Source organism: Geobacillus sp. JS12, assembly GCF_001592395.1.
Taxonomy (GTDB): domain Bacteria; phylum Bacillota; class Bacilli; order Bacillales; family Anoxybacillaceae; genus Geobacillus; species Geobacillus zalihae.
This window is the reverse complement of the sequence record NZ_CP014749.1, coordinates 3,073,786-3,097,164: the sequence shown is the minus strand read 5'-3', so window position 1 is coordinate 3,097,164 and position 23,379 is coordinate 3,073,786. Positions and strand designations below refer to the sequence as shown.

Below are 23,379 nucleotides of genomic sequence, written 5' to 3'. Positions count from 1 at the left end.
ACCTACTCCGCTTTTACGACGACGAACGTGCCAAACGGTTCAATGTCGATCCGGTCGCCGTCTCTCAGCTTTCGCCCGCGCCGGTTTTCCCGTTCTCCATTGACAAGCACGTGATGTTCCTGCAAAAACCATTTGGCCGCACCGCCAGTATCGATCAATCGCACAAGTTTCAAAAGCTGCCCCAGCGTAATCGTTTCCGTTGTAATCGTCACCCGTTGTTCCATCCGTGTCATCGCTCGCTTTCCTTCAAACTGCCTATTCTTTTATTTTACCGGAAAATCCGCCCACTCGCAAAGAAAGCCGATGAGAAGGATGGGCATAGATGTTGCCCGCCTTCTCATCGGACTTGAGAAAAAGCAGCGTTGTCGGGCGGCTTTTGCCCTTGAAGCTGAATGGTTTTCGCCAATAGGAGGGCGGTGGGTCAATATGTTCTCACCGGCAAAATGAGCTGAAGCATCGAATCGGTATGAAGCGGGCGCAACAGGAACGGCCGCATGGCCCCAGTGAAGCTGATTTGAATGTCTGTTCCATCAAGCGCCCGCAACGCGTCCATCATATATTTCGCGCTGAACGAAATGTTCAACTCTTCCCCTTCAAGAGACTCCGTTTGCAGCTGCTCCGTCACTTTCCCGATCTCCGGAGAAATCGAAGAAATTTCGAGCATTCCTCCAGGAAGCGTCGTCAGTTTCACAACGTTGTTCCTTCCTTCTCGAGCAAGCAAGGACGCTCGGTCGATTGCCTGCAGAAACTCTTTTGCATTGACGATCATGGTCGTTTTGCTTTCTGTTGGAATCAAGCGGGCCGTCTCCGGATAGTTGCCGTCAAGCAGCCGGGAAAAGAAGAGAAGGTGCTCGGCCTTAAATAGCACTTGATTGGCTGTCATGACGATGTCCACCGGGTGGTTGCCGTCATCCAAAATTTTGCTGAGCTCATTAAGACTTTTTCCAGGGATGACGACGTTGTATGATACTTCATTTTCCGACTCAATTTTCACTTTGCGCATGGCTAAGCGATGACTGTCGGTCGCTGTGCAGACAAGCTCGCCATGTTCAACTTTCCAGTTGACACCTGTCAAGATTGGGCGCGTTTCCGATGTAGAAACGGCGAATACCGTTTGCCGAATCACGGTTTTCAATAAATCAGCCGGGATTTGAAACACGTTTTCTTCTTCAATTTGCGGCAGGCGCGGATATTCGTCGGCGTTTAGCCCATTGAGGCGGAATTCTGAGTGCCCCGAGCGGATGATCGTCAAAAAGTTGTCTTCCGTTTCGATTTCCACCGTTTGTTGCGGCAGTTTTTTCACGATTTCAGAGAAAAAGCGCGCCTGCAGTACGATGCTCCCCGGTCTTTTCACATCAACGAGCAACTTGCCTTCTTTTTCAAGCGGAATAAACGATTCAATTGAAATGTCGGAATCGCTTCCGGTCAGCGTTACTCCCGAGGCGGTTGCTGTTAGTTTGATTCCGGTCAAAATCGGAATCGTCGTTCTTGTCGATACGGCTTTCATCACGTCTTGGACGCTCTTGGCCAACGCTTCGCGGTCAATGGAAATGTTCACGTTGCTGTTCCTCCCTGTTTCTTTAGATCGTCGGAAATAAATTATGAAAATATAAAAACAAAAACCGTAGTACTAGTCGTATGGCTTGTTAGTATGTGGATAAACAAAAAAAGCGAAGCAAGCACAGCCTGTCCACATGTGGATAAGCTGTGCATAAAACCGAGACAGTTGTTCACAGTTGCTTCAGCTTTTCTTGAATCTCTTGTATATGCCTTTGCAGCTGCGTATCGGTTTGCAAAAGCTTTGATATTTTTTCATGGGCGTGGATGACGGTTGTATGATCGCGTCCCCCAAATTCATCGCCGATTTTCGGCAACGAACAGTCGGTCAGTTCGCGGGAGAGATACATGGCAATTTGCCGAGGGAACGCGACCGATTTTGTTCGCTTTTTCGCTTTAAAATCTTCCATCTTGATGTTGAAATGCTGTCCAACAACGCGCTGAATGTCTTGAATCGTGATTACCTTCGGCTTTGCGCTCGGGATGATGTCTTTCAATGCCTCTGCTGCCAAGTCAGCGGTGATCTCTTTGTTGATGAGCGACGAATAAGCGACGACGCGAATGAGAGCGCCCTCAAGCTCGCGGATGTTCGAGTCAATTTGATTGGCGATATAAAGCATTACCTCGTTTGGAATGTCAAACCCCTCCGCCTTCGCCTTTTTGCGGAGGATAGCGATCCGCGTCTCCAAATCAGGCGGCGTAATGTCGGTGATGAGCCCCCACTCAAAGCGCGAACGCAAGCGGTCTTCGAGTGTTGGGATTTCTTTCGGCGGTCGATCGCTTGAGATGACGATTTGCTTGCTCTCCTCGTGCAGCGTATTAAACGTATGGAAAAATTCTTCTTGCGTTTGTTCTTTTCCGGCCAAAAACTGAATATCATCGATCAGTAGTACGTCAACGTTCCGGTACTTGTTGCGAAAGTCGTCAGGGCGGTTGTCTCGGATGGCGTTAATAAACTCATTCGTAAACTTCTCTGAAGATAAATAGACCACTTTCGCCGATGGGTTATGTTCAATCACGTAATGGCCGATCGCGTGCATTAAGTGTGTTTTTCCAAGTCCGACGCCGCCATAGATAAACAAGGGGTTGTATGCTTTGGCCGGAGCCTCAGCGACCGCCAATGAAGCGGCATGGGCGAACCGGTTGCCGGAGCCGATGACAAACGTATCGAATGTGTATTTCGGATTTAACATGCTTTGTGGGAAATCGTTTGTCTCTTCATACGGTTTCCGTTGCTTTTTCTTAGATGACTGGAACTCTAGTTCTTCATCATCCTGATTTGGCGGAATGATAAACTTGACGGCCAATTCTTCGCCCGTGATGGTGTAGATCGTTTCCGCAATCAAATGAGAGTAGCGAGAATCAAGCCAATCTCTAGCAAACTCGTTCGGGGCTACGATGACGAGCGTGTCACCTCGTAAAGAGTGGGCTTTTGTTGACTTGAGCCAAGTTTCAAAGCTCGGCTTGCTGATTTTTCGTTCAATCTCCGCGAGCACGCGATCCCATAAGTCATGGATATTTTCCACCCGTTGCCCCTCCCTTAAGTCAGAGGATGATCGTTTGTTTAAAAAAATAAGTTTGTGGAAAAAGCGTATTAAGGAAATAAAGAAGCTTTTCGACAAAATCCACCATCTGTGGGTAATATTATTAACGCGTTGTGAAAAAACTATCCACAATCTATCCACAAAATGTGGATAGACTCATCTTATCCACATAATTATCCATAGTGAAAACACAATAATAATAGCAAATAAAGCGGCTTGTTGCAACGGGATTTTTTTGATTATCCACAAAATGGACAAGGTGTGAAAAAATCATTATCCACACCATTGAACATGTGAAAAAAATGTCGATAAATGTTGTGGATTGTTGATAGGGAGAAAAAATTTATCCACAGCGCTGATCAAAGTTGGAAAAACGAAGAGGCGGTTGACATTTGCTAAGATTGTTCAATATAATGAGAAAGACTGCCCGTAACTGTTATTCCCTAGGGAGGTGTCATAGATGAAACGGACGTATCAACCGAATAGACGGAAACGAAGCAAAGTGCACGGATTCCGCGCGCGCATGAGCACGAGAAACGGCAGAAAAGTGTTGGCGCGCCGCCGCCGCAAAGGAAGAAAAGTTTTGTCTGCATAATAGGCCACTGAAGTTTCAGTGGTCTTTTTTCTCAATATTTTGCCGCCGGGAAATTAGGCAAATGGAGTGTTTGGGGAGAATGAAAAAAAAGTATCGGATCAAGAAAAACGAAGAGTTCCAGGAAGTGTTTCAGAGGGGCGCTTCAACGGCCAACCGCCAGTTTGTCATCTACACGCTTGACCGCCCGGAGCAGCCTTATTTTCGCATCGGGCTGTCTGTCAGCAAAAAACTCGGCAAGGCTGTCGTCCGAAATCGAATCAAGCGCTACATCCGCCAATGCTTCCTCGAATTGAAAGAGGAGATTGCCCCTGGCAAAGATTATGTCGTGATCGCTAGGCAGCCGGTGGCGGAGATGAATTATGCGGAAGTAAAAAAAAGTTTAATCCATGTGCTCCGGAAATCCGGAGGGCTGAAAAAAGGAGGCCAACCGTCGCATTCGGCTTGAAAAAATGCTCCACGCGGCAAAAAAAGATGGTAAAATACATACGTGAACTTGTATATGTGGGAGGAAAAAAGAAGGTGAAAAGGCGAATCAGATTCATCATTTTGTTCGGTGCGTTAGCGGCTGTGCTGGCCGGATGCACGGAAATTCACAAACCGATCACCCCGGAAAGCAAGGGGTTTTGGAACGAGTATATCGTTTATCCGCTTTCTTGGCTGATCAAATATGTCGCCGGGCTGCTCGGCGGAAGCTTTGGGTTGTCAATCATTGTCGTCACCATTTTGATCCGCTTATTGATTTTGCCGCTGATGATCCAACAGACGCGCAACGCGAAGGCGATGCAAGCGCTTCAGCCGGAAATGGAAGCGCTCCGCAAAAAATACAGCTCAAAAGACGCGCAAACTCAACAAAAGCTCCAGCAAGAGATGATGCTCTTATTCCAAAAGCACGGCGTCAACCCAATGGCCGGCTGCTTCCCGATTTTGATCCAGATGCCGATTTTAATTGGATTTTACCATGCCATCATGCGGACGAGAGAAATTGCCCAACATAATTTTTTATGGTTTGACCTTGGCGAAAAAGACCCGTACTACATTTTGCCGGTCATTGCCGGCGTGACGACGTTCATCCAGCAGAAAATCATGATGGCCGGCTCCGCTCAGCAAAACCCGCAAATGGCGATGATGCTTTGGATGATGCCGACTATGATCGTCATTTTCGCGATCAACTTCCCAGCTGCTTTGTCGCTTTACTGGGTCGTCGGAAATATTTTCTCCATTGTGCAAACGTATCTCATTAAAGGGCCGGAGATTGCCGCCCATTCAGGAGGAGCGAAAAAGTGAAAGAAGTGACCGCGACTGCCCGGACAGTCGAAGAGGCGGTGCAGTTGGCGCTCGCGCAGCTTGGCGTTCCTCGAGAGCGTGCGGTTATTGTTGTGCTCGATGAAGGGAAAAGAGGTTGGTTTGGCTTGTTTGGCGGCCGGCCGGCGGTTGTGAAAGCCGTGCTGAAAATCGACCCGGTTGAGGAGACGGTTCGCTTTTTGCAGCAAGTCATCGCGCAAATGGGGGCGGAAGGGGCAAGCATCGAAGCCGTCCGCCGCGGCAAGCAGGTGACGCTTCATGTGCACGGGGGGCCGGTCGGTCTATTGATCGGCAAGCACGGGCAAACGTTAAACGCTCTTCAGTTTTTGGCGCAGCTCGTCGCCAACCGCCATGCTGACGAATACGTGTCGATTGCCGTCGATGTCGAAAATTACCGCGAACGAAGGGAAAAGGCGCTGATCGAACTGGCGCACAAGCTGGCCGCCCGGGCGGTGAAGACGGGAAAAGAAGTAAGGTTGGAGCCGTTGCCGGCGCATGAACGGAAGATCATCCATGCAGCGCTGGCTGACAACAAGCACGTCTTGACCTATTCCGTTGGCGTTGATCCGCACCGTTCGATTGTCGTCGCTCCGAAAACAGGCAAAATGTCGCCGAAAAAAGAGGCGCCTCGCTAAACTGTAGAGAGGCGGCCTCTTTTTTTACGGGATTGGCGCCGCCTGGAAGATTGGCGATGGAAATGGGGGAAACGCTCCAGCAAGAGCTTCTTCAAATGGGGAAACAGCGCAGCAACGGTCTTTTTTGCCTATCCGTCCAGATGATTGTGAAGCAATCACTAGTTTCCACCAACTTTTTTGACGGCCGCCGCTTATATTTTTCAACAACCGCGTTGAGCGCGCCGTATTGTTATTCACATGTGGATAAGTTAAAATTGAACTAAGTGAATATGCACAAGGAAAAAAAGCGGCCAAAACGGGCTGTGGATATAGAGAAAGCGGAGTAAAGAGAGGTGAACAGCTTTGACGGAATTTGATACGATCGCCGCCATTTCGACGCCGATGGGCGAAGGGGCGATTGCCATCGTTCGGTTGAGCGGAGATCAAGCGGTTGAGATCGCTGACCGGCTTTTCCGCAGCCCGAGCGGAAAGCGGCTCAAAGACGTTCCATCGCACACGATCCACTACGGGCATATCATCGATCCGAAAAGCGGACGGGTCGTTGAAGAAGTAATGGTATCAGTTATGCGCGCACCGAAGACGTTTACGCGCGAGGACGTGGTCGAGATCAACTGCCATGGCGGGTTTGTTTCCGTCAATCGGGTGCTGCAGCTCGTGCTGGCAAACGGGGCGCGGCTCGCCGAGCCGGGGGAGTTTACGAAGCGGGCGTTTTTAAATGGGCGCATCGATTTATCTCAAGCTGAGGCAGTCATCGACCTGATCCGCGCCAAAACCGACAGAGCGATGAACGTCGCCCTACAGCAAATGGAAGGGCGCCTGTCAAAATTGATTCGCGAGTTGCGGCAGACGATTTTGGAGACGCTGGCACATGTTGAAGTCAATATCGATTATCCGGAATACGATGATGTCGAAGAAATGACGCCGCGCCTTTTGCGGGAAAAGGCGGAATATGTGCGCGGGCAAATTGAAAAGCTGCTGTCGACCGCCGCACAAGGAAAAATATTGCGCGAAGGGCTGGCAACGGTCATCATTGGGCGGCCGAACGTCGGCAAATCGTCGCTTTTGAATGCGCTCGCCCATGAAAATCGGGCGATCGTCACCGATATTCCGGGGACGACGCGCGACGTCATCGAGGAATATGTCAACGTCCGCGGCGTACCGCTTCGCTTGATCGATACGGCTGGCATCCGCGAAACCGAAGATGTCGTCGAACGGATCGGCGTCGAGCGCTCGCAGCAAATGTTGAAGCGGGCCGACTTAATTTTGCTCGTTTTGAATTATCATGAACCGCTGACGGAAGAGGACGAGCGGCTGTTTGCCATGATCGAGGGAATGGACGCCATCGTCATTGTGAATAAAACCGATTTGCCCCGGCGGATCGATATGGAGCGAGTCAAGGAGCTGGCGGCCGGCCGGCCGGTCGTGGGGACATCCCTGTTGCATGAACAAGGAATTGATGAACTGGAGAAGGCGATTGCTGACCTGTTTTTTGGGGGTGAGCTGGAAGCCGGCGATTTGACGTACGTTTCCAACTCTCGCCATATCGCCTTGCTCGAGCAGGCGAAAACAGCGATCGAGGATGCCTTGGCCGGCATTGACGCCGGCATGCCGGTTGATCTTGTGCAAATCGATTTGCGCCGGGCATGGGAGTTGCTTGGCGAAATCATTGGTGATACGGTCCATGAAAGCTTGATTGATCAGCTGTTTGCTCAGTTTTGTTTAGGAAAATAAGCGAGGAGGAAATGCCATATGGATTACCATGGAGGAACGTATGACGTCATTGTCGTTGGCGCTGGCCATGCCGGCTGCGAAGCGGCATTAGCTTCGGCGCGCATCGGGGCGAAGACGCTTGTCATTACGCTCAACCTCGATATGATCGCGTTCATGCCGTGCAACCCGTCGATCGGCGGCCCGGCGAAAGGAATCGTCGTGCGCGAAATCGACGCTCTCGGCGGGGAAATGGCAAAAAACATTGACAAAACATACATTCAAATGCGGATGCTAAACACCGGCAAAGGGCCAGCCGTCCGCGCGCTTCGGGCGCAAGCCGATAAAGTGCTGTACCAGCGGGAAATGAAAAAAACACTCGAAAATCAAGAAAATTTGACGCTTCTGCAAGGAAAAGTCGAGCGGCTGATCGTCGAAGACGGCGTTTGCAAAGGTGTCATCACTCATACGGGGGCGCATTATTACGCCAAGGCGGTCGTCATTACGACCGGGACGTTTTTGCGCGGGGAAATCATCATCGGAGACATTAAATATTCGAGCGGCCCGAACAACCAGCAGCCGTCGATTAAGCTGTCCGAGCATTTAGAAGAGCTTGGGTTTGAGCTTGTTCGCTTCAAAACGGGCACGCCGCCGCGCGTCAACAGCCGGACGATCGACTACAGCAAAACGGAAATTCAGCCGGGGGACAAGGAGCCGCGGGCGTTTTCGTACGAGACGACAAAATACATCACGGATCAGCTGCCGTGCTGGCTGACGTACACGACGGAGGAAACACACCGCATCATCGATGAAAACTTGCACTTGTCGCCGATGTACTCCGGCATGATTAAAGGAACCGGGCCGCGCTATTGCCCATCGATCGAGGATAAAGTCGTCCGGTTCCACGATAAGCCGCGCCATCAAATTTTCCTCGAGCCGGAAGGGCGGGAAACGGAAGAAGTGTACGTGCAAGGGTTGTCAACAAGTTTGCCGGAACATATCCAGCGCAAGCTGCTCGAGACGATCCCGGGACTTGAGAAGGCGCAGCTCATGCGGGCTGGCTATGCGATCGAGTATGATGCCATCGTGCCGACGCAACTATGGCCGACGCTCGAGACGAAGCTTGTGAAAAACTTGTATACCGCAGGGCAAATCAACGGCACGTCCGGCTATGAAGAAGCGGCGGGCCAAGGCATTATGGCCGGCATTAACGCCGCCCACCGTGCGCTCGGCCGCGAAGAAATCATTTTAAGCCGTTCGGATGCCTATATCGGCGTTTTAATCGACGACTTGGTGACGAAAGGGACGAATGAGCCGTACCGCCTGCTGACGTCGCGAGCCGAGTACCGGCTTTTGCTTCGCCATGACAACGCCGATTTGCGCCTGACCGAGCTCGGCTATCGGATCGGTCTCATTTCCGAAGAGCGGTATCAAAAATTTTTGGCGAAAAAAGAGGCGATCGAACGGGAGAAAAAGCGGCTGCAAACGGTGATCATCAAACCGACGCCAAAAGTGCAGGAAGTCATCCGTGAAGCGGGTGGAAGCGAGCTGAAAGACGGCATTCGCGCCGCCGATTTGCTCCGTCGCCCGGAGATGACGTACGAGCACATCCGAAAACTGGCGCCGGCTGACGAGGAGATCGCTCCGGAAGTGGCTGAGCAAGTCGAAATTCAAATCAAGTACGAGGGCTACATCCAAAAATCGTTGCAAGAAGTCGAACGGCTCAAAAAAATGGAAAACAAAAAAATCCCGGAAGATATCGATTACGACGCCATCCAAGGGCTGGCAACCGAGGCGCGGCAAAAGCTCAAACAAGTGCGCCCGCTTTCGATCGCCCAGGCGTCGCGCATTTCCGGCGTCAATCCGGCCGATATTTCGATATTATTAGTGTATTTGGAACAAGGAAGAATCGCGCGCGTGTCGAATGAATAAACAATGAGGGAAAGGATTGGCTTATGGAGGCGACACAATTTCAAACCATGCTCGAAGAGAGGGGAATTCTCCTCTCTTCCCGGGCGCTTGCGCAGTTTGAGCGCTATTACGAACTGCTCGTTGAGTGGAACGAGAAAATGAATTTGACCGCTATTACGGACAAGCCCGGCGTCTATGTCAAGCACTTTTTCGACTCGGTGTCCCCGGCTTTTTACTACGACTTTTCAGCGCCCCTTGCGCTTTGCGACGTCGGATCGGGGGCGGGATTTCCGAGCCTTCCGCTCAAAATTTGTTTTCCGCATTTGCGCGTTTCCATCGTTGATTCGTTGCAAAAACGCATCCGTTTTTTAGAGCATCTGATCACCGAGCTCGGGCTTGCGGACGTGGCGCTTTACCACGAACGCGCTGAGACATTCGCCCGTCAAAAGGGGATGCGCGAATCATTTGACGTCGTCACGGCCAGAGCGGTGGCGCGCATGCCAGTGCTTGTCGAACTTTGCCTTCCGCTCGTGAAAATGGGCGGGACATTCATTGCGATGAAAGCTGCTTCGGCGCCCGAGGAGCTGAAAGAGGGAAACAAGGCGATTTCTGTGCTTGGCGGAGAAGTGACGGCGACGGAAACGTTCACGTTGCCGTTTGACGAAGGCGAACGAACGATCATTTTCATCCAAAAAATGAGAAAAACGCCGAACCAATACCCGCGCAAACCGGGAACGCCGAACAAACAACCGATTCAGTAGCGTCTTTGCGGGCGGGGGAGGGCTTTGCCGGCTGAAAGAGAGAAACAAGCTGTTTCGCTCCCCGCCTTCGTCCCGCGCCAAAAAACCGACTGTAAGGCGGTGTATGCCGGGCGAGACAGAGACATTTTGGCCAAGTATGTCCAAAGGTGGTGTAGGGGGATGAAACATCCATTTTCGCGCTTGTTCAGCTTTGGAGAAAAAGAACAGGAAGAAATGGAGGAAAAGCAAGAGCGGGAGGAAGTTCGCCACATTCCGGTCAAAAGCATTATTCCGAACCGCTTTCAGCCGCGCACGATGTTTGATGAAGAGAAGATCGACGAGTTGGCGCTGACGATCCGCACGCACGGCATCATCCAGCCGATCGTCGTCCGCGAATGCGGGAACGGACGGTTTGAAATCATCGCCGGCGAGCGGAGATGGAGAGCGGTGCAAAAGCTTGGCTGGACGGAAATCCCCGCGATCATCAAAAACTTAAATGACAAAGAAACCGCCTCCGTCGCCCTCATTGAAAACTTACAGCGCGAAGAGTTGACGCCGATTGAAGAGGCGATGGCGTACGCCAAATTGATCGAGCTCCATGATTTGACGCAAGAAGCGCTCGCTCAGCGGCTCGGCAAAGGACAGTCGACGATCGCCAATAAGCTGCGTCTGCTGAAACTCCCGCAAGAGGTGCAAGAGGCGCTCTTGCAACGGGCGATTACGGAACGTCATGCGCGCGCGTTGATTGCCTTGAAAGATAAAGAAAAACAGCTGAAACTGCTGCAAGAAATCATCGACAAACAGTTGAATGTCAAGCAGACGGAAGATCGGGTGTTAAAGCTGCTCGAGGCGGGGGAACGGAAGCCAAAACCGAAGCGAAAGGCGTTCAGCCGCGATATGCGCATCGCCGTCAACACGATCCGCCAGTCGCTTTCCATGGTCGAAAGCAGCGGGGTGTCCGTCCAATCTGAAGAAGAAGAATTCGATGACTACTATCAAATTACGATTCGAATCGCGAAAAAATAACGAAAGTCACCTTTTGCCTCATCAAGCACTGCTGATGGGGTTTTTTCTTTCAGAAAACAAAGTCATTTTCCTGTTTTCGTGCTAAAATAAAATGGATTGAGGAAGAGATAGAGGTAGGTGGCATCGTGGGAAAAGTCATTGCTATTGCAAACCAAAAAGGCGGAGTTGGAAAAACGACGACGGCGGTCAATTTATCGGCCTGTTTGGCGCATCTTGGAAAAAAAGTGCTGCTTGTTGACGCCGATCCGCAAGGAAATGCGACGAGCGGCATCGGCATTGAGCGAGGCGATGTCGACGAATGCATTTACAATGTCATCATTGGCGACATGAAAGCAAAAGATGTCATTCGACCGACGGACATCGAAAATTTATACGTCATTCCAGCGACGATCCAGCTGGCCGGCGCAGAAATTGAGCTCGTCTCGGTCATTTCCCGCGAAATCCGGCTGAGAAACGCGATCGAGCCGCTGAAAGACAAATACGACTTCATTATTATCGACTGTCCTCCTTCGCTCGGCTTGCTGACGCTCAACGCGTTGACAGCGGCCAATTCCGTGCTCATCCCTGTCCAATGCGAATATTATGCGTTAGAAGGGCTCAGCCAGCTGCTTAACACGATCCGGCTTGTGCAGCGGCACTTAAACTATGATTTGCGCCTCGAAGGCGTTCTGTTGACGATGCTTGATGCAAGGACGAATCTAGGCTTGCAGGTCATTCAAGAAGTCAAAAAGTATTTCCGCGAAAAGGTGTACCAGACGATCATCCCGCGAAACGTGCGGCTGAGCGAGGCGCCAAGCCATGGCAAGCCGATCATTTTGTACGATGTGAAATCGCGGGGGGCGGAAGTGTATTTGGAACTGGCGAAGGAGGTGCTTGAACGTGGCTAAAGGTCTCGGCAAAGGCATCAGTGCGCTGTTTGACAACCTTTCTCTCAATGAATTGAATGGGAAAGAGGAAACGGTGCGGGAAGTAAGCATTCACGACCTTCATCCAAACCCGTACCAGCCGCGGAAAACGTTTCAGCCTGAGGCGATTGAGGAGTTGAAGCAATCGATTTTGCAGCACGGCATTTTGCAGCCGCTCATCGTCCGCCGTGTACCGAACGGATTTGAAATCGTCGTTGGCGAACGGCGCTACCGGGCGGCCAAAGAGGCGAATTTGCCGTCAGTGCCGGTCGTGGTGCGCGAGTTGACTGATGAGCAAATGATGGAATTCGCCCTTCTTGAAAACTTGCAGCGCGAGGATTTGAACCCGATCGAGGAAGCGATGGCGTACAAAATGTTGATGGACAAGCTGCACTTAACCCAGGAGGAAGTCGCGAGCCGTGTTGGGAAGAGCCGTCCGCACATCGCTAATCATTTGCGTTTGTTGTCCCTCCCTCTAGATGTGCAAAAGCTGCTCATTGACGGCACACTTTCGATGGGGCATGGCCGCGCGCTTTTAGGGCTGAAACAAAAAAGCAAAATGAAATCGATCGTGGAACGGACGATTCGCGAAGGGTTGAACGTCCGCCAGCTTGAAAAACTGATCCAACAAGCGAACGAAAATGTTTCACGTGAAACATCGAAGCGGAAACCGCCGGAAAAAAGCGTGTTTATTCGGGAAAGCGAATCGTTGCTGCGCGAAAAATTCGGGACGAACGTCACAATTAAACAAACGAGGAAAAGAGGAAAAATTGAAATTGAGTTTTTTTCTCTGGAAGATTTAGAGAGAATATTAGAACTGCTCGATGTGCGGTTCGACGAGTAAGTCGGCCCTTTGATCAAGGCCGGTTTATTTTTTTGCAAGAGAGGGTTGGACATCATGGTGTTGTTAGGGACGATTGTCAACGCAGTGAGCATTATCGCCGGGGCGTTGATTGGAAAATGGCTTCATCGCATCCCCGAGCGAGTAAAGGAAACGGTGATGGGGGGGATTGGGCTTGCGGTGGCGCTGCTTGGCATACAAATGGGAATGAAAAGCGAACAGTTTCTCGTTGTTATTTTCAGCCTTGTTTTCGGCGGCATTCTCGGGGAGTGGTGGAACTGGGAGGAAAAGCTGAACCAGCTCGGTCAATGGCTCGAGGCGAAAGTGAGCGGAAACGGGCAAGGAAGCATCGCGAAAGGGTTTGTCAGCGCGACGTTGTTGTTTGTCATCGGGGCGATGGCCATCGTCGGAGCGCTTGACAGCGGGCTGCGCGGCGACCATAGCGTCTTGTATACGAAATCGATTTTAGACGGCTTTGCCAGTGTCATTTTGACGACGACGCTCGGCATCGGCGTCATCTTCTCCGCCTTGCCGGTCGTTGTTTATGAGGGGAGCATCGCGCTGTTGGCGACGCAAATCGAACGGTTTGTGCCGAAGGAAGTGCTCGATTCGTTCATCGCCGAATCAACGGCGACCGGAGGTATTTTAATTATGGCTATTGGACTCAATATGCTCGGTTTGACGAACATTCGCGTGGCCAATTTGCTGCCGAGCATTCTCATTACGGCAGCCGCCGTTTTCATTCTTTCACTCGTTTAACGGCCGGTTGTTTTGGCCGGACAGAAAAGAAATCCCCTCTTTGAACAGCTGATCAAGAGGGGGATTGGCTGCCTACCATAATGAATGCCGGTCTGTTGGGAGCGGAGGGGCAGCGAGCCGCTCTTTTCGGATGATGAACCGCTCTGCATCGTAAATGCCGTTGGCGATTGTTTTCGCCATATTCATGACAAGATGGAGGCGCGTATTTTGCAGGACGAAAAACTCCATAAACCCGCTGACATTGACAACCCCAGTAATATGGGCGTCGCCGACGGGAAGGAGCTGTTTGTTGACCCCAGCCCCAGGGCGGACCGGTCCTTTGGCAATCGTGATGGCGCCGACGCTTTTCAGCCGACCGAGGCAGGCATCGACCGCGATCATGAACGGATCGTGATGAATGAGTCGAATGGCTTCTACCTTTTCTTCCAAATTAACGGCATGGATGGGTTCTTCGAGTGTTCCGTACACGTGGAAGCGAGCCAACGGCTTCTCTTTGAGCATTGTGCCGACGAGCGGTCCAAGCGAATCGCCGGTCGAGCGGTCTGTGCCGATGCAAACGATAGCGACCGGCTGAACGAGCGGATCGGGAAGCAGTGAGGCAACCCGCCAAGCGATCGACGACACCGCCCCTTGTTCATCGTAAAACACGCGGTCCCTTTCCTCCTTGGACGAGAAAAATATCGATGGTATGCTCATTCGCTTCACTCCTACTTTCGTTTCAAAAGTATTAACAGTATACGGAAAATAAAAGAATGATATACATTTCATTGTTCGTTTTCTTGCCTTTTCTTCGCGATAACGGGATATCGGTCTACAAATCAGCGGCCGGTCTTGTTAAAATAAAAGCGCAGAACAAGAAAAAAGATTGAGGTGTCGCCAACGTTGAACACGATGGAAAAAACGATGAGCCGATTGTTCGCATTTTTGATAGATGAGAAATTGTGGCTCCAGATCGGAAAAGGGACGCTGAAGATTGTTCTCATCCTACTCATATGCGCCATTGCAGTGAAAGTGTTGAAAATCGCCGTTCATAACATGTTCAAAGTGCGCGAGAAGGCGCCGATCCGCATTTCCGAACGGCGGGAGGCGACGCTCGTTCGGCTGCTCGACAACGTCATTACGTACGTACTATATTTTATTGCGCTCTTGATGATTTTAGATACGTTTGGCGTTCCCGTCAAAGCGCTGCTCGCCGGGGCTGGGGTCGTCGGGCTGGCCGTGGGTTTTGGCGCACAAAGCTTAGTGAAAGACATCATCACTGGATTTTTCATCATTTTTGAAGACCAGTTTGCGGTCGGCGATTATGTGCGCATCGGCAATTTTGAAGGGTATGTTGAAACGATTGGGCTTCGGGTGACGAAAATTAAAAGTTGGACCGGGGAAGTGCACATTTTGCCAAACGGCAGCATCACTCAAGTGACGAACTATTCACTGCACAACAGCCTCGCTGTCGTTGACGTCAGCATCGCCTATGAAGAAGACATTGAAGAGGCGGAGAAAGCCATCCGCGAGCTTCTTCCGCAGCTGCCGGCGAAGTATGAAGACATGGTCGCCCCGCCGGAATTGCTTGGCGTGCAAAATTTAGCCAGCTCAGAAGTCGTATTGCGCATCACGTGCGAAACGAAGCCAATGCGCCATCTGGCGGTCGCTCGGGCGATCCGCAAGGAAGTGAAGTTGCTGTTGGACGAACGGGGAATCGAAATCCCGTACCCGCGGCTTGTGCTGCATCGCCGCGACGGACAAGAGCAGCCGGAGGCAAAGCCGCAACGGGAGCAATCGTTGTCATAGGGAGGTGGATCGATGGAAGAGAAACAGTTCGGCCTATACGATATCGTCGAAATGAAAAAGCCGCACCCATGTGGAACGAATCGTTGGAAAGTGATCCGCTTGGGCGCTGACATCCGCATTAAATGCGAAGGGTGCGCCCATAGCGTTTTGTTGCCGCGCAAAGAGTTTATCCGCAAAATGAAAAAAGTGCTCGTCAAGCATGAAGAATAAGCAAATGAAGTATGGTGGCGAGGCCATGCTCTTTTGTTGCGAAGGGGAGGGAGAAAATGACGGGAACGACGCATGTAACATCATGTCCGCTCAACTGCTGGGACGTATGCGGGCTGAAGGTGACGGTGAACGAGGGGAAAGTCGTACGGGTTGACGGCGACGAACACCATCCCATCACGAAAGGGAACATTTGCGGACGCGGGCGGATGTTGAAAGAGCGGGTAAACGCCAAAGAACGCCTTCTCTATCCGTTGAAAAAAGTAAACGGGCAGTTCGTTCGCATTTCTTGGGAAGAGGCGCTTGATGACATCGCCGGGAAAATGCGGAAGTTGAAAGAACAATTTGGGCCGACAGCCGTGCTTCACAGCCATGATTACGCCAACAACGGGCTGCTGAAAAACCTGGACCGCCGTTTTTTTAATTGTTATGGTGGGGCAACAGAGCTTATCGGCAGCCTTTGCTGGGGCGCGGGCATTGAGGCGCAGACATGGGATTTTGGCAACGCCTACAGCCATGCGCCAGAAGATATCGACAACAGCCGCCACATCGTCATTTGGGGGCGAAACGTCGCCCGCACGAACATGCATTTATTCGAGCGGTTGCTTGCCGCGAAAAAACGCGGGGCGACCATTGTGGTCATCGATCCGCTGTTTGGCCCGACGGCGCGCATCGCCGATCAGTACGTATGCATCAAGCCGGGAATGGACGCTTTTTTGGCGATGGGCATTATGAAAGAGCTGCTTCGACTCGGGTTGGAGGACCGGGCCTTTATCAAGCAACACACAATTGGGTTTGATGATGTCAAACAACTATTGCAGACAATTTCGTTGGCGGAGATTGAGCGGCATACCGGTGTTAGCCGCGATCAAATGACGGAGCTGGCCCGGCTTTACGGGGACCGGCCGACCGCAACGTATCTTGGCCTTGGCATGCAACGCTATGTGAACGGCGGCAATACAATCCGATGGATCGATGCCCTTGTCGCCGCAAGCGGCAACGTTGGCATTCCGGGTGGAGGGGCGAATTTTGGCAACTTGCAGGTGGGCGAGTGTTTTGATAAAGCCGCATTGACGCTCCCAGAGCGGAAAACGGCATCGCGCACATGGACGATGATGAAGCAGGGAGAAGAGATATTGCGGGCGAATGATCCACCGATCGGCATGGTGATCGTCACGTGCGGCAACCCGCTCGCTCAAGTGCCGAACACGAACTTGATGAAAAAAGCGTTCGCTTCCGTTGAAACGGTGGTTGTGTTTGAGCAGTTCATGACCGATACGGCTGCCATGGCTGATTATGTTTTGCCAGTAGCGGCTTCGTTTGAAGAGGAAGACGTCTATTGTTCATCGATGTACCATGCGTATTTGAACTACGGGCCGAAGCTTGTCGACCCGCCGGGTGAGGCGAAGCCGGACTTGTGGATTTGGACGGAGCTGGCAAAAAGGCTCGGGTTTGGGGATGATTTTGCCTATACTCGTGAGCAGTTTCTTGCGATGGCGCTCCGGCCGTTGGAGCATCACGGCATTACGCTGAAGCGATTGAAAACAGAACACCGCGTCCTTTTGCCTGTCGAACCGGTGCCATGGCGCGACCGCCGGTTTCAAACGCCAAGCGGAAAATACGAATTTACGTCAATCATCGCCAAGCAAAAAGGGATGGACGGCCGGTTGCAAATCATGTATCCGGCCGAATCGGAGGAGTCCAATCCGGCACTAGCCGCCAAATATCCGTATCGGCTGTTGACGATCCATCCGCTCCGTTCGAATCATTCGCAACATTATCCGCTCATCCCAGCGCTTCAGACAGTCCGCATTGAGGTAGCGGCTGATGTTGCTGCGGCAAAAGGTCTTGCCGATGGCGACCGGGCGCTTGTTTACAACGACCGTGGATCGCTCGTGGGAACGGTCAAGATGCTTGATGGCGCCTACCCAGGCACGATCAACATTGACGAAGGACAATGGGGAGTGTTCGGCGGGCCGGTCAACGTCCTCACGTCCGATTTGGAGTCGGATAACGGCTGCGGCAGCACGCTGTATGACTGTTTGGTCAATATTGAAAAAGTCACGTCGGAAGCAAAGTAAGCGGTTCACAGTTGCTTCGGATCAGTAGAAAAAAGATATTGTCGACGACAAAATGCGGTTTGAGGCTGTTGATCCGAAAAGATGATTTTGTCATCCAAGTGTTGGGAAAAGGGCGCAAACTTCCGCCTTTTTTGAAGCGGGTGGGAGAGGAAACATTCCCCGCTTGCGGCGCGCTTGTCATTTTCTTGGCCAGCCCATATAATGAGGAAAGATGTGAACGGGAAAGAGGAGTGGAACGAATGGGATTGACAGCAGGAATCGTCGGATTGCCGAACGTCGGCAAATCGACGCTGTTTAACGCCATTACAAAAGCAGGTGCTGAGTCAGCCAACTATCCGTTTTGCACAATTGAGCCGAACGTCGGTGTCGTCGAAGTGCCCGATGAGCGGCTCGATGTATTGACGGAAATGTTTCGGCCGAAGCGGACGGTGCCGACTGTTTTTGAATTTACCGATATCGCGGGCATCGTCAAAGGGGCGAGCAAAGGAGAGGGGCTTGGCAACAAGTTTTTGTCTCACATCCGCCAAGTCGATGCAATTTGCCAAGTCGTCCGCTGCTTCAGTGATGAAAACATCACCCACGTGGCGGGCAAAGTCGACCCGCTCGCCGATATCGAAACGATCAATTTGGAGCTCGTGTTGGCTGATTTGGAAACGATTGACAAACGAATCGAGCGGGTCGGCAAAATCGCCAAGCAAAAGGATAAAGAGGCGGCGTTTGAATACGACATTTTGCGGCGGTTGAAGGAGACGCTCGAAGCCGGCAAGCCGGCGCGCACACTCGAGTTCACTGATGAAGAGATGAAAGTCGTCAAGCAGCTGCATTTGTTGACGATAAAGCCGATGCTTTACGTCGCCAATGTCGGCGAGGAAGATATCGCTGACTCTAGCGGCAATCCGTTTGTCGAGGACGTGCGCGAGTTTGCCAAGCGCGACAACGCTGAAGTCATTGTTGTCTGCGCCAAAATCGAAGAGGAAATCGCTGAGTTCAGCGATGAGGAAAAACGGCAATTTTTACAGGAGCTCGGCATCGAGCAGTCCGGCCTTGACCAACTTATCCGCGCCGCTTACAGCTTGCTCGGATTGGCGACGTTTTTCACCGCCGGCGAGCAGGAGGTGCGGGCGTGGACGTTCCGCAAAGGGATGAAAGCGCCGCAATGCGCCGGCATCATCCATTCCGACTTTGAGCGAGGGTTTATTCGCGCGGAAACGGTGTCGTACGATGACCTTGTCGCGGCTGGATCGATGGCGGCGGCGCGCGAAGCCGGAAAAGTGCGCTTGGAGGGAAAAGACTACGAAGTGCAAGACGGCGACATTATGCATTTCCGGTTCAACGTGTAACCATTGGTTCGAGGGCAGGGCGGATGCAGCAGGTCACGGCGTGGGGCCGTTTTTGGCTTGGCCATACGGATGGAAGATGTTTGCGCCGACGGAATGCGGCAAACTGCCTTGCTTATCGTTGTCGGTCATGGTATAATCAACAAATGTGAGTAATGGTGATTGCTCCTTGCTCTTCGAATGGAAGGGCCGCTTAGACCAAAAGGAGGTGACGAGCGTGAGAAAGTACGAAATCATGTACATCATCCGCCCGAACATGGACGATGAAGCGAGACAAGCTCTCGTGGAACGGTTCAACAACGTGTTGAAAGAAAACGGCGCGGAGATTACGAACGTGACGGATTGGGGCAAGCGCCGCTTAGCCTATGAAATTCAAAAATACCGCGACGGCTATTACATGATCATCAATGTCGTATCGGAGCCGAAAGCGGTGCAAGAATTCGACCGCTTAGCGCGCATCAGCGAAGACATCATCCGTCATATCGTCGTCAAAGAAGAAGAATAATCTTTTCGACATGATGAAGAGGTGGTTCTGATGATTAACCGCGTCATTTTGGTCGGCAGGTTAACGAGAGATCCGGAGTTGCGTTACACTCCAAGCGGAGTGGCTGTTGCCACGTTTACGCTCGCGGTCAACCGTCCGTTTACAAATCAGCAGGGCGAGCGGGAAACGGATTTTATCCAATGTGTCGTTTGGCGCCGCCAGGCGGAAAACGTCGCCAACTTTTTGAAAAAGGGGAGCTTGGCTGGTGTCGACGGCCGACTGCAAACCCGCAGCTATGAAAATCAAGAAGGTCGGCGCGTGTACGTGACGGAAGTGGTGGCTGATAGCGTCCAATTTCTTGAGCCGAAAGGAACGAGCGAGCAGCGAGGGGCAACAGCAGGCGGCTACTACGGGGATCCATTCTCATTCGGACAAGATCAGAACCACCGACATCCCGATGAAAAAGGGTTTGGCCGCATCGATGACGATCCTTTCGCCAATGACGGCCAGCCGATCGATATTTCTGATGATGATTTGCCGTTTTAATAAACAAGTCGCTTGAAGCCCCTGTCTTGAAGCAAAGCGCAGGCAGCGGGCCATTCCACCGATGAGGAAACGATGGCAATGGAAAGGAGGAAACAGCATGGCAGGACGGAAAGGCGGCCGCGGCAAACGCCGCAAAGTATGTTACTTCACGGCGAACAACATTACGCATATCGACTACAAAGATGTCGATTTGCTGAAAAAGTTCATTTCTGAACGCGGCAAAATTTTGCCGCGCCGTGTAACGGGAACGAGCGCGAAATATCAGCGCAAATTGACGGTCGCGATCAAACGCGCGCGCCAAATGGCGCTTCTGCCGTACGTTGCGGATGAGTGAGCCGAAAGCAAGCAGTAAGGGGGGATCCTTACTGCTTTTTTTATCTCCTCTGACTGAGCGGACTCCCACTCCCAAGCAGAGTGAAAGTGGGGAAGGAGGTCAAATCACTAAAAAAACAAAGAAAGGGGAACGTCCATTGCGAAAAACGCACGCCCTCACCGAAGCGGCGATTGAGCTCGCGCTGTTTGCTGTTTTGTTTTTGCTTGCGCTGTACGCGCCGGTCATTGGGATTGTCGCCGCTTTGTTTTTAGCGCTTCCGTTTATGGTGTTTACGATGCGCCATGGGTGGATTCCAGCTATGTTGCTGCTGGCGGCGGCCCTTGTCATCTCCGGTTTGATCGGCTCGCTTTTGTCGCTGCCGATGGCGCTTATGTTTGGCACCGTCGGCATGGCCGTCGGCGCGATGCTTTCGAAACAGAAAAACCGTTATCTTGTTCTTCTTGTCGGCGCGCTTGTATTTTTGGCGAATATCGTGCTTGATTACATCATCTCGATTCAATTTTTGCACGTCGATATGATCCAAGATACGCTTGCGCTCGTGCGAGAATCGTTTGACACGGCAATGAATCTAATGAAGGGAATGGGACAAGCGCCGCCTTTGGAGATGCAAAGGCAGTTCGAACAAGGGCTGAAGCTGATCGGCTATATGGTTCCGACGCTGTTTGTCATCGCTTCGTTTGCGCTGGCGTACGCGACGATCATCGTCTCGCTGCCGGTGATGAAGAGGCTGAAGCTGCCGGTCGGTTCATGGCCGCCGTTTCGCGAGCTTATGTGGCCGAAAACGGTATTGTGGTTGTATGTCTTCGTGCTCCTTCTCTCCTTGTTCCCGTTCAAAGAAGGATCGTTTGCCTATATCGCCGTGTTGAACTTATCGTATGTGTTGCAGCTGGCGATGATCGTGCAAGGATTTTCGTTTCTTTACTACGCCGCTTACAAAAAAGGGGTTGGCAAAGGTGTGGTGGCGGCAGGGACGGTTGTTTGCTTATTCCTGCCTTTTCTACTTTATCTTGTGGCGATATTCGGTATAATTGATTTAGGATTTGATTTGCGCCGCCGCATATGATAATTGGATCAGGCGAGTCATTTCTTCAGTGTAGGAGCTGACTTGAATGTCCCATTTTTATGAAAGGAAAGCGTATCGCTATCCGTTCTATGCGTTAGCCGCCTTGGCGGTGCTTATGGCGATCGGCTTGTTTTACTTCCAATGGCTGCTTGGCCTCGTCGCCCTTCTTGGCGTCGGGTTTGTGCTTTATTATGTCATTGGGGCGCAACGCTCCTTGCATAAAGAGTTGGAGCACTATATTTCCAATTTGTCGCACCGGGTGAAAAAAGTAGGCGAGGAAGCGTTGATGCAAATGCCGATCGGCATTATGCTCATCGATGAAGGGGGAGAAATCGAGTGGTCGAACCGTTTTTTGGCCGCCTGCTTTAAGGAACAGACGCTTGTCGGCCGCTCTCTCGCCGAGCTTTCCGAATCGTTGGCCGCTTTTGTGAAAAGGGGAAAAACGGACGAAGAGATCGTCGAATTGAACGGAAAGCAACTGAAAGTGGTCATTCGCCGCTCGGAACGGCTTCTTTACTTTTTTGATGTTACGGAGCATTTGGAATTGAAGCGGCAGTATGAAGCGGAACGGCTGGTGCTCGCCATTATTTTTCTTGACAATTATGATGAAATTACGCAAGGGATGGACGATCAGGCAAAAAGCCAACTAAACAGCCTCGTCACGTCCGTGTTGAACCGGTGGGCGAACGACTATGGCATTTTTTTAAAGCGGACGTCATCCGACCGATTTATTGCCGTATTGAACGAACATATTCTTGGGCGGCTCGAGAAAAGCAAATTTTCCATTCTCGACGAAGTGCGAGAGCAGACGGCAAAACATCATGCCCAGCTGACGCTGAGTATCGGCATCGGCGCCGGCGTGTCCCAGCTCCCGGAGCTGGGGGCGCTCGCCCAATCAAGCTTGGACTTAGCGTTGGGGCGCGGGGGCGATCAAGTCGCGATTAAGCAAGGAAATGGAAAAGTGAAGTTTTACGGCGGCAAAACGAACCCGATGGAAAAGCGGACGCGCGTCCGCGCCCGCGTTATTTCCCATGCGCTTCGCGAACTGATTGCAGGAAGCGACAAAGTGCTCATCATGGGCCATAAATATCCCGATATGGACGCCATGGGAGCGGCGATCGGCGTTTTAAAAGTCGTCCAATCGAACCAAAAGGAAGGGTTTATCGTCGTCGATCCGGCCAAAACGGATGCCGGGGCGCAACGGTTGCTTGAGGAAATGAAAAAACATGCTGAATTATGGTCAAGATGCCTAAAACCGGAGCAGGCGCTTGAGCTCGTCACCGAGGATACGCTTTTGATCGTCGTCGATACGCATCGTCCGTCGCTCGTCATTGAAGAGCGGCTATTGTATCGCACCGACCATATCGTCGTCATTGATCACCATCGCCGCGGCGAAGAGTTCATTGAGGCGCCGATTCTCGTCTATATGGAGCCTTATGCTTCTTCGACATCGGAACTCGTCACCGAGCTGTTAGAGTACCAACCGAAACGGATGAAGCTGACGATGCTCGAAGCGACCGCCCTGCTTGCCGGCATCGTCGTCGACACGAAAAGCTTTACGCTCCGCACCGGCTCGCGGACGTTCGACGCCGCGTCATACTTGCGCGCCCAAGGAGCGGATACGGTGCTTGTGCAAAAATTGCTGCGGGAAAGCATCGCCAACTACGTCAAACGGGCGAAATTGATCGAACGGGCGGTGATCGATGAGCATGGCATCGCCATCGCCAAAGGCGGCGAAAACGAGGTGCACGACCAAGTGTTGATTGCGCAAACGGCCGATACGCTTCTCACTTTAAGCGGCGTCGTTGCCTCGTTCGTCATTTCCAAGCGGTCCGACGGGACGGTCGGCATCAGCGCCCGCTCGCTCGGCGATGTCAACGTGCAAGTCATTATGGAACGGCTTGGTGGAGGCGGACATTTGACAAACGCCGCCGCCCAATTGTCCGAAGTGACGGTGGAAGAGGCGGAGCGGCAGCTGCGTGAAGCCATTCATGACTATTTCGAGGGGGGAAGCCAT

At 51.9% G+C, this 23,379-nt stretch carries 23 protein-coding genes and 1 pseudogene; 20 read left to right on the top strand and 4 right to left on the bottom strand.

Annotated elements, in window-relative coordinates:
- Positions 1–2: 2 nt before the first annotated feature.
- The 3 genes from yaaA to dnaA all read right to left on the bottom strand — a co-directional run bounded on the left by yaaA (position 3) and on the right by dnaA (position 3,083).
- Positions 3–233 carry a S4 domain-containing protein YaaA gene (yaaA, locus tag A0V43_RS15165; RefSeq protein ID WP_012820418.1) on the bottom strand — a complete coding sequence of 77 codons (231 nt, stop codon included), beginning with the start codon at positions 231–233 and terminating at the stop codon, positions 3–5.
- Between the two features lie 188 nt (positions 234–421).
- On the bottom strand, positions 422–1,558 hold the full coding sequence (gene dnaN / locus A0V43_RS15160; protein WP_015373695.1) for a DNA polymerase III subunit beta: 1,137 nt from the start codon (positions 1,556–1,558) through the stop codon (positions 422–424).
- Positions 1,559–1,730: 172 nt separating this feature from the next.
- The gene (dnaA, locus tag A0V43_RS15155; RefSeq protein WP_025949250.1) at positions 1,731–3,083 is read right to left on the bottom strand and encodes a chromosomal replication initiator protein DnaA; all 1,353 of its coding nucleotides are present in this window, start codon (positions 3,081–3,083) and stop codon (positions 1,731–1,733) included.
- 478 nt (positions 3,084–3,561) lie between these two features.
- Between dnaA and rpmH the strand changes: the two genes are divergently transcribed.
- From rpmH to A0V43_RS15095, 11 genes are all read left to right on the top strand, one after another.
- Positions 3,562–3,696, top strand: a complete 135-nt coding sequence (gene rpmH / locus A0V43_RS15150; protein ID WP_003253900.1) for a 50S ribosomal protein L34 — start codon at positions 3,562–3,564, stop codon at positions 3,694–3,696.
- Positions 3,697–3,775: 79 nt separating this feature from the next.
- Complete coding sequence (gene rnpA, locus A0V43_RS15145) at positions 3,776–4,141, top strand: ribonuclease P protein component (RefSeq protein ID WP_011232960.1); 366 nt, start codon at positions 3,776–3,778, stop codon at positions 4,139–4,141.
- A gap of 74 nt (positions 4,142–4,215) precedes the next feature.
- Positions 4,216–4,980, top strand: coding sequence for a YidC family membrane integrase SpoIIIJ (gene spoIIIJ, locus A0V43_RS15140; protein WP_063193889.1), 765 nt, complete (start codon positions 4,216–4,218; stop codon positions 4,978–4,980).
- Positions 4,977–5,633: an RNA-binding cell elongation regulator Jag/EloR gene (jag, locus tag A0V43_RS15135; protein ID WP_011232958.1), complete on the top strand. Its 657-nt coding sequence runs from the start codon at positions 4,977–4,979 to the stop codon at positions 5,631–5,633. Before spoIIIJ ends, jag begins: the two co-directional genes overlap by 4 nt.
- A gap of 342 nt (positions 5,634–5,975) precedes the next feature.
- On the top strand, positions 5,976–7,364 hold the full coding sequence (gene mnmE, locus A0V43_RS15125) for a tRNA uridine-5-carboxymethylaminomethyl(34) synthesis GTPase MnmE (RefSeq protein ID WP_011232957.1): 1,389 nt from the start codon (positions 5,976–5,978) through the stop codon (positions 7,362–7,364).
- Positions 7,365–7,382: 18 nt separating this feature from the next.
- Positions 7,383–9,272: a tRNA uridine-5-carboxymethylaminomethyl(34) synthesis enzyme MnmG gene (mnmG, locus tag A0V43_RS15120; RefSeq protein WP_011232956.1), complete on the top strand. Its 1,890-nt coding sequence runs from the start codon at positions 7,383–7,385 to the stop codon at positions 9,270–9,272.
- A gap of 23 nt (positions 9,273–9,295) precedes the next feature.
- A complete protein-coding gene (gene rsmG, locus A0V43_RS15115) occupies positions 9,296–10,012 on the top strand; it encodes a 16S rRNA (guanine(527)-N(7))-methyltransferase RsmG (RefSeq protein ID WP_015376131.1) in 717 nt (238 codons plus the stop codon).
- 159 nt (positions 10,013–10,171) lie between these two features.
- On the top strand, positions 10,172–11,017 hold the full coding sequence (noc, locus tag A0V43_RS15110; RefSeq protein ID WP_011232954.1) for a nucleoid occlusion protein: 846 nt from the start codon (positions 10,172–10,174) through the stop codon (positions 11,015–11,017).
- A gap of 125 nt (positions 11,018–11,142) precedes the next feature.
- Positions 11,143–11,904 carry a ParA family protein gene (locus tag A0V43_RS15105; RefSeq protein ID WP_011232953.1) on the top strand — a complete coding sequence of 254 codons (762 nt, stop codon included), beginning with the start codon at positions 11,143–11,145 and terminating at the stop codon, positions 11,902–11,904.
- Positions 11,897–12,766, top strand: coding sequence for a ParB/RepB/Spo0J family partition protein (locus A0V43_RS15100; RefSeq protein WP_063193508.1), 870 nt, complete (start codon positions 11,897–11,899; stop codon positions 12,764–12,766). Before A0V43_RS15105 ends, A0V43_RS15100 begins: the two co-directional genes overlap by 8 nt.
- A gap of 54 nt (positions 12,767–12,820) precedes the next feature.
- Entirely contained in the window at positions 12,821–13,522 is a 702-nt protein-coding gene (locus tag A0V43_RS15095) for a DUF554 domain-containing protein (RefSeq protein WP_015376129.1), read from the top strand.
- Positions 13,523–13,594: 72 nt separating this feature from the next.
- Here the strand turns inward: A0V43_RS15095 and yyaC are convergent, their stop codons facing one another.
- Positions 13,595–14,218 carry a spore protease YyaC gene (gene yyaC, locus A0V43_RS15090; RefSeq protein ID WP_063193507.1) on the bottom strand — a complete coding sequence of 208 codons (624 nt, stop codon included), beginning with the start codon at positions 14,216–14,218 and terminating at the stop codon, positions 13,595–13,597.
- A gap of 186 nt (positions 14,219–14,404) precedes the next feature.
- On the opposite strand from yyaC, the gene A0V43_RS15085 reads away from it, so the two are divergent.
- From A0V43_RS15085 to A0V43_RS15045, 9 genes and pseudogenes are all read left to right on the top strand, one after another.
- Positions 14,405–15,310, top strand: a complete 906-nt coding sequence (locus A0V43_RS15085) for a mechanosensitive ion channel family protein (protein WP_063193506.1) — start codon at positions 14,405–14,407, stop codon at positions 15,308–15,310.
- 12 nt (positions 15,311–15,322) lie between these two features.
- A complete protein-coding gene (locus A0V43_RS15080; RefSeq protein ID WP_011232948.1) occupies positions 15,323–15,520 on the top strand; it encodes a DUF951 domain-containing protein in 198 nt (65 codons plus the stop codon).
- 56 nt (positions 15,521–15,576) lie between these two features.
- Positions 15,577–17,598 carry a molybdopterin-dependent oxidoreductase gene (locus tag A0V43_RS15075; protein WP_063193505.1) on the top strand — a complete coding sequence of 674 codons (2,022 nt, stop codon included), beginning with the start codon at positions 15,577–15,579 and terminating at the stop codon, positions 17,596–17,598.
- A 239-nt stretch (positions 17,599–17,837) separates the two neighbouring features.
- Positions 17,838–18,938: a redox-regulated ATPase YchF gene (ychF, locus tag A0V43_RS15070; protein WP_063193888.1), complete on the top strand. Its 1,101-nt coding sequence runs from the start codon at positions 17,838–17,840 to the stop codon at positions 18,936–18,938.
- A 214-nt stretch (positions 18,939–19,152) separates the two neighbouring features.
- A complete protein-coding gene (gene rpsF / locus A0V43_RS15065; protein WP_063193504.1) occupies positions 19,153–19,440 on the top strand; it encodes a 30S ribosomal protein S6 in 288 nt (95 codons plus the stop codon).
- A 30-nt stretch (positions 19,441–19,470) separates the two neighbouring features.
- The gene (gene ssb / locus A0V43_RS15060; protein WP_063193503.1) at positions 19,471–19,965 is read left to right on the top strand and encodes a single-stranded DNA-binding protein; all 495 of its coding nucleotides are present in this window, start codon (positions 19,471–19,473) and stop codon (positions 19,963–19,965) included.
- 97 nt (positions 19,966–20,062) lie between these two features.
- On the top strand, positions 20,063–20,299 hold the full coding sequence (rpsR, locus tag A0V43_RS15055) for a 30S ribosomal protein S18 (RefSeq protein ID WP_008880812.1): 237 nt from the start codon (positions 20,063–20,065) through the stop codon (positions 20,297–20,299).
- Between the two features lie 136 nt (positions 20,300–20,435).
- Positions 20,436–21,362 carry a YybS family protein gene (locus A0V43_RS15050; RefSeq protein WP_011232943.1) on the top strand — a complete coding sequence of 309 codons (927 nt, stop codon included), beginning with the start codon at positions 20,436–20,438 and terminating at the stop codon, positions 21,360–21,362.
- 46 nt (positions 21,363–21,408) lie between these two features.
- Positions 21,409–23,373, top strand: a pseudogene (locus tag A0V43_RS15045) (DHH family phosphoesterase); the annotation flags it as partial.
- Between the last annotated feature and the right edge of the window lie 6 nt (positions 23,374–23,379).

Excerpts from the sequence above, each read along its gene's own strand:
- yaaA (WP_012820418.1), bottom strand. The coding sequence starts at position 233 with ATGACACGGATGGAACAACGGGTGACGATTACAACGGAAACGATTACG.
- rpmH (WP_003253900.1), top strand. The coding sequence starts at position 3,562 with ATGAAACGGACGTATCAACCGAATAGACGGAAACGAAGCAAAGTGCAC.
- rnpA (WP_011232960.1), top strand. The coding sequence starts at position 3,776 with ATGAAAAAAAAGTATCGGATCAAGAAAAACGAAGAGTTCCAGGAAGTG.
- mnmG (WP_011232956.1), top strand. The coding sequence starts at position 7,383 with ATGGATTACCATGGAGGAACGTATGACGTCATTGTCGTTGGCGCTGGC.
- rsmG (WP_015376131.1), top strand. The coding sequence starts at position 9,296 with ATGGAGGCGACACAATTTCAAACCATGCTCGAAGAGAGGGGAATTCTC.
- noc (WP_011232954.1), top strand. The coding sequence starts at position 10,172 with ATGAAACATCCATTTTCGCGCTTGTTCAGCTTTGGAGAAAAAGAACAG.
- A0V43_RS15095 (WP_015376129.1), top strand. The coding sequence starts at position 12,821 with ATGGTGTTGTTAGGGACGATTGTCAACGCAGTGAGCATTATCGCCGGG.
- yyaC (WP_063193507.1), bottom strand. The coding sequence starts at position 14,218 with ATGAGCATACCATCGATATTTTTCTCGTCCAAGGAGGAAAGGGACCGC.
- A0V43_RS15080 (WP_011232948.1), top strand. The coding sequence starts at position 15,323 with ATGGAAGAGAAACAGTTCGGCCTATACGATATCGTCGAAATGAAAAAG.
- A0V43_RS15075 (WP_063193505.1), top strand. The coding sequence starts at position 15,577 with ATGACGGGAACGACGCATGTAACATCATGTCCGCTCAACTGCTGGGAC.
- ychF (WP_063193888.1), top strand. The coding sequence starts at position 17,838 with ATGGGATTGACAGCAGGAATCGTCGGATTGCCGAACGTCGGCAAATCG.
- ssb (WP_063193503.1), top strand. The coding sequence starts at position 19,471 with ATGATTAACCGCGTCATTTTGGTCGGCAGGTTAACGAGAGATCCGGAG.
- rpsR (WP_008880812.1), top strand. The coding sequence starts at position 20,063 with ATGGCAGGACGGAAAGGCGGCCGCGGCAAACGCCGCAAAGTATGTTAC.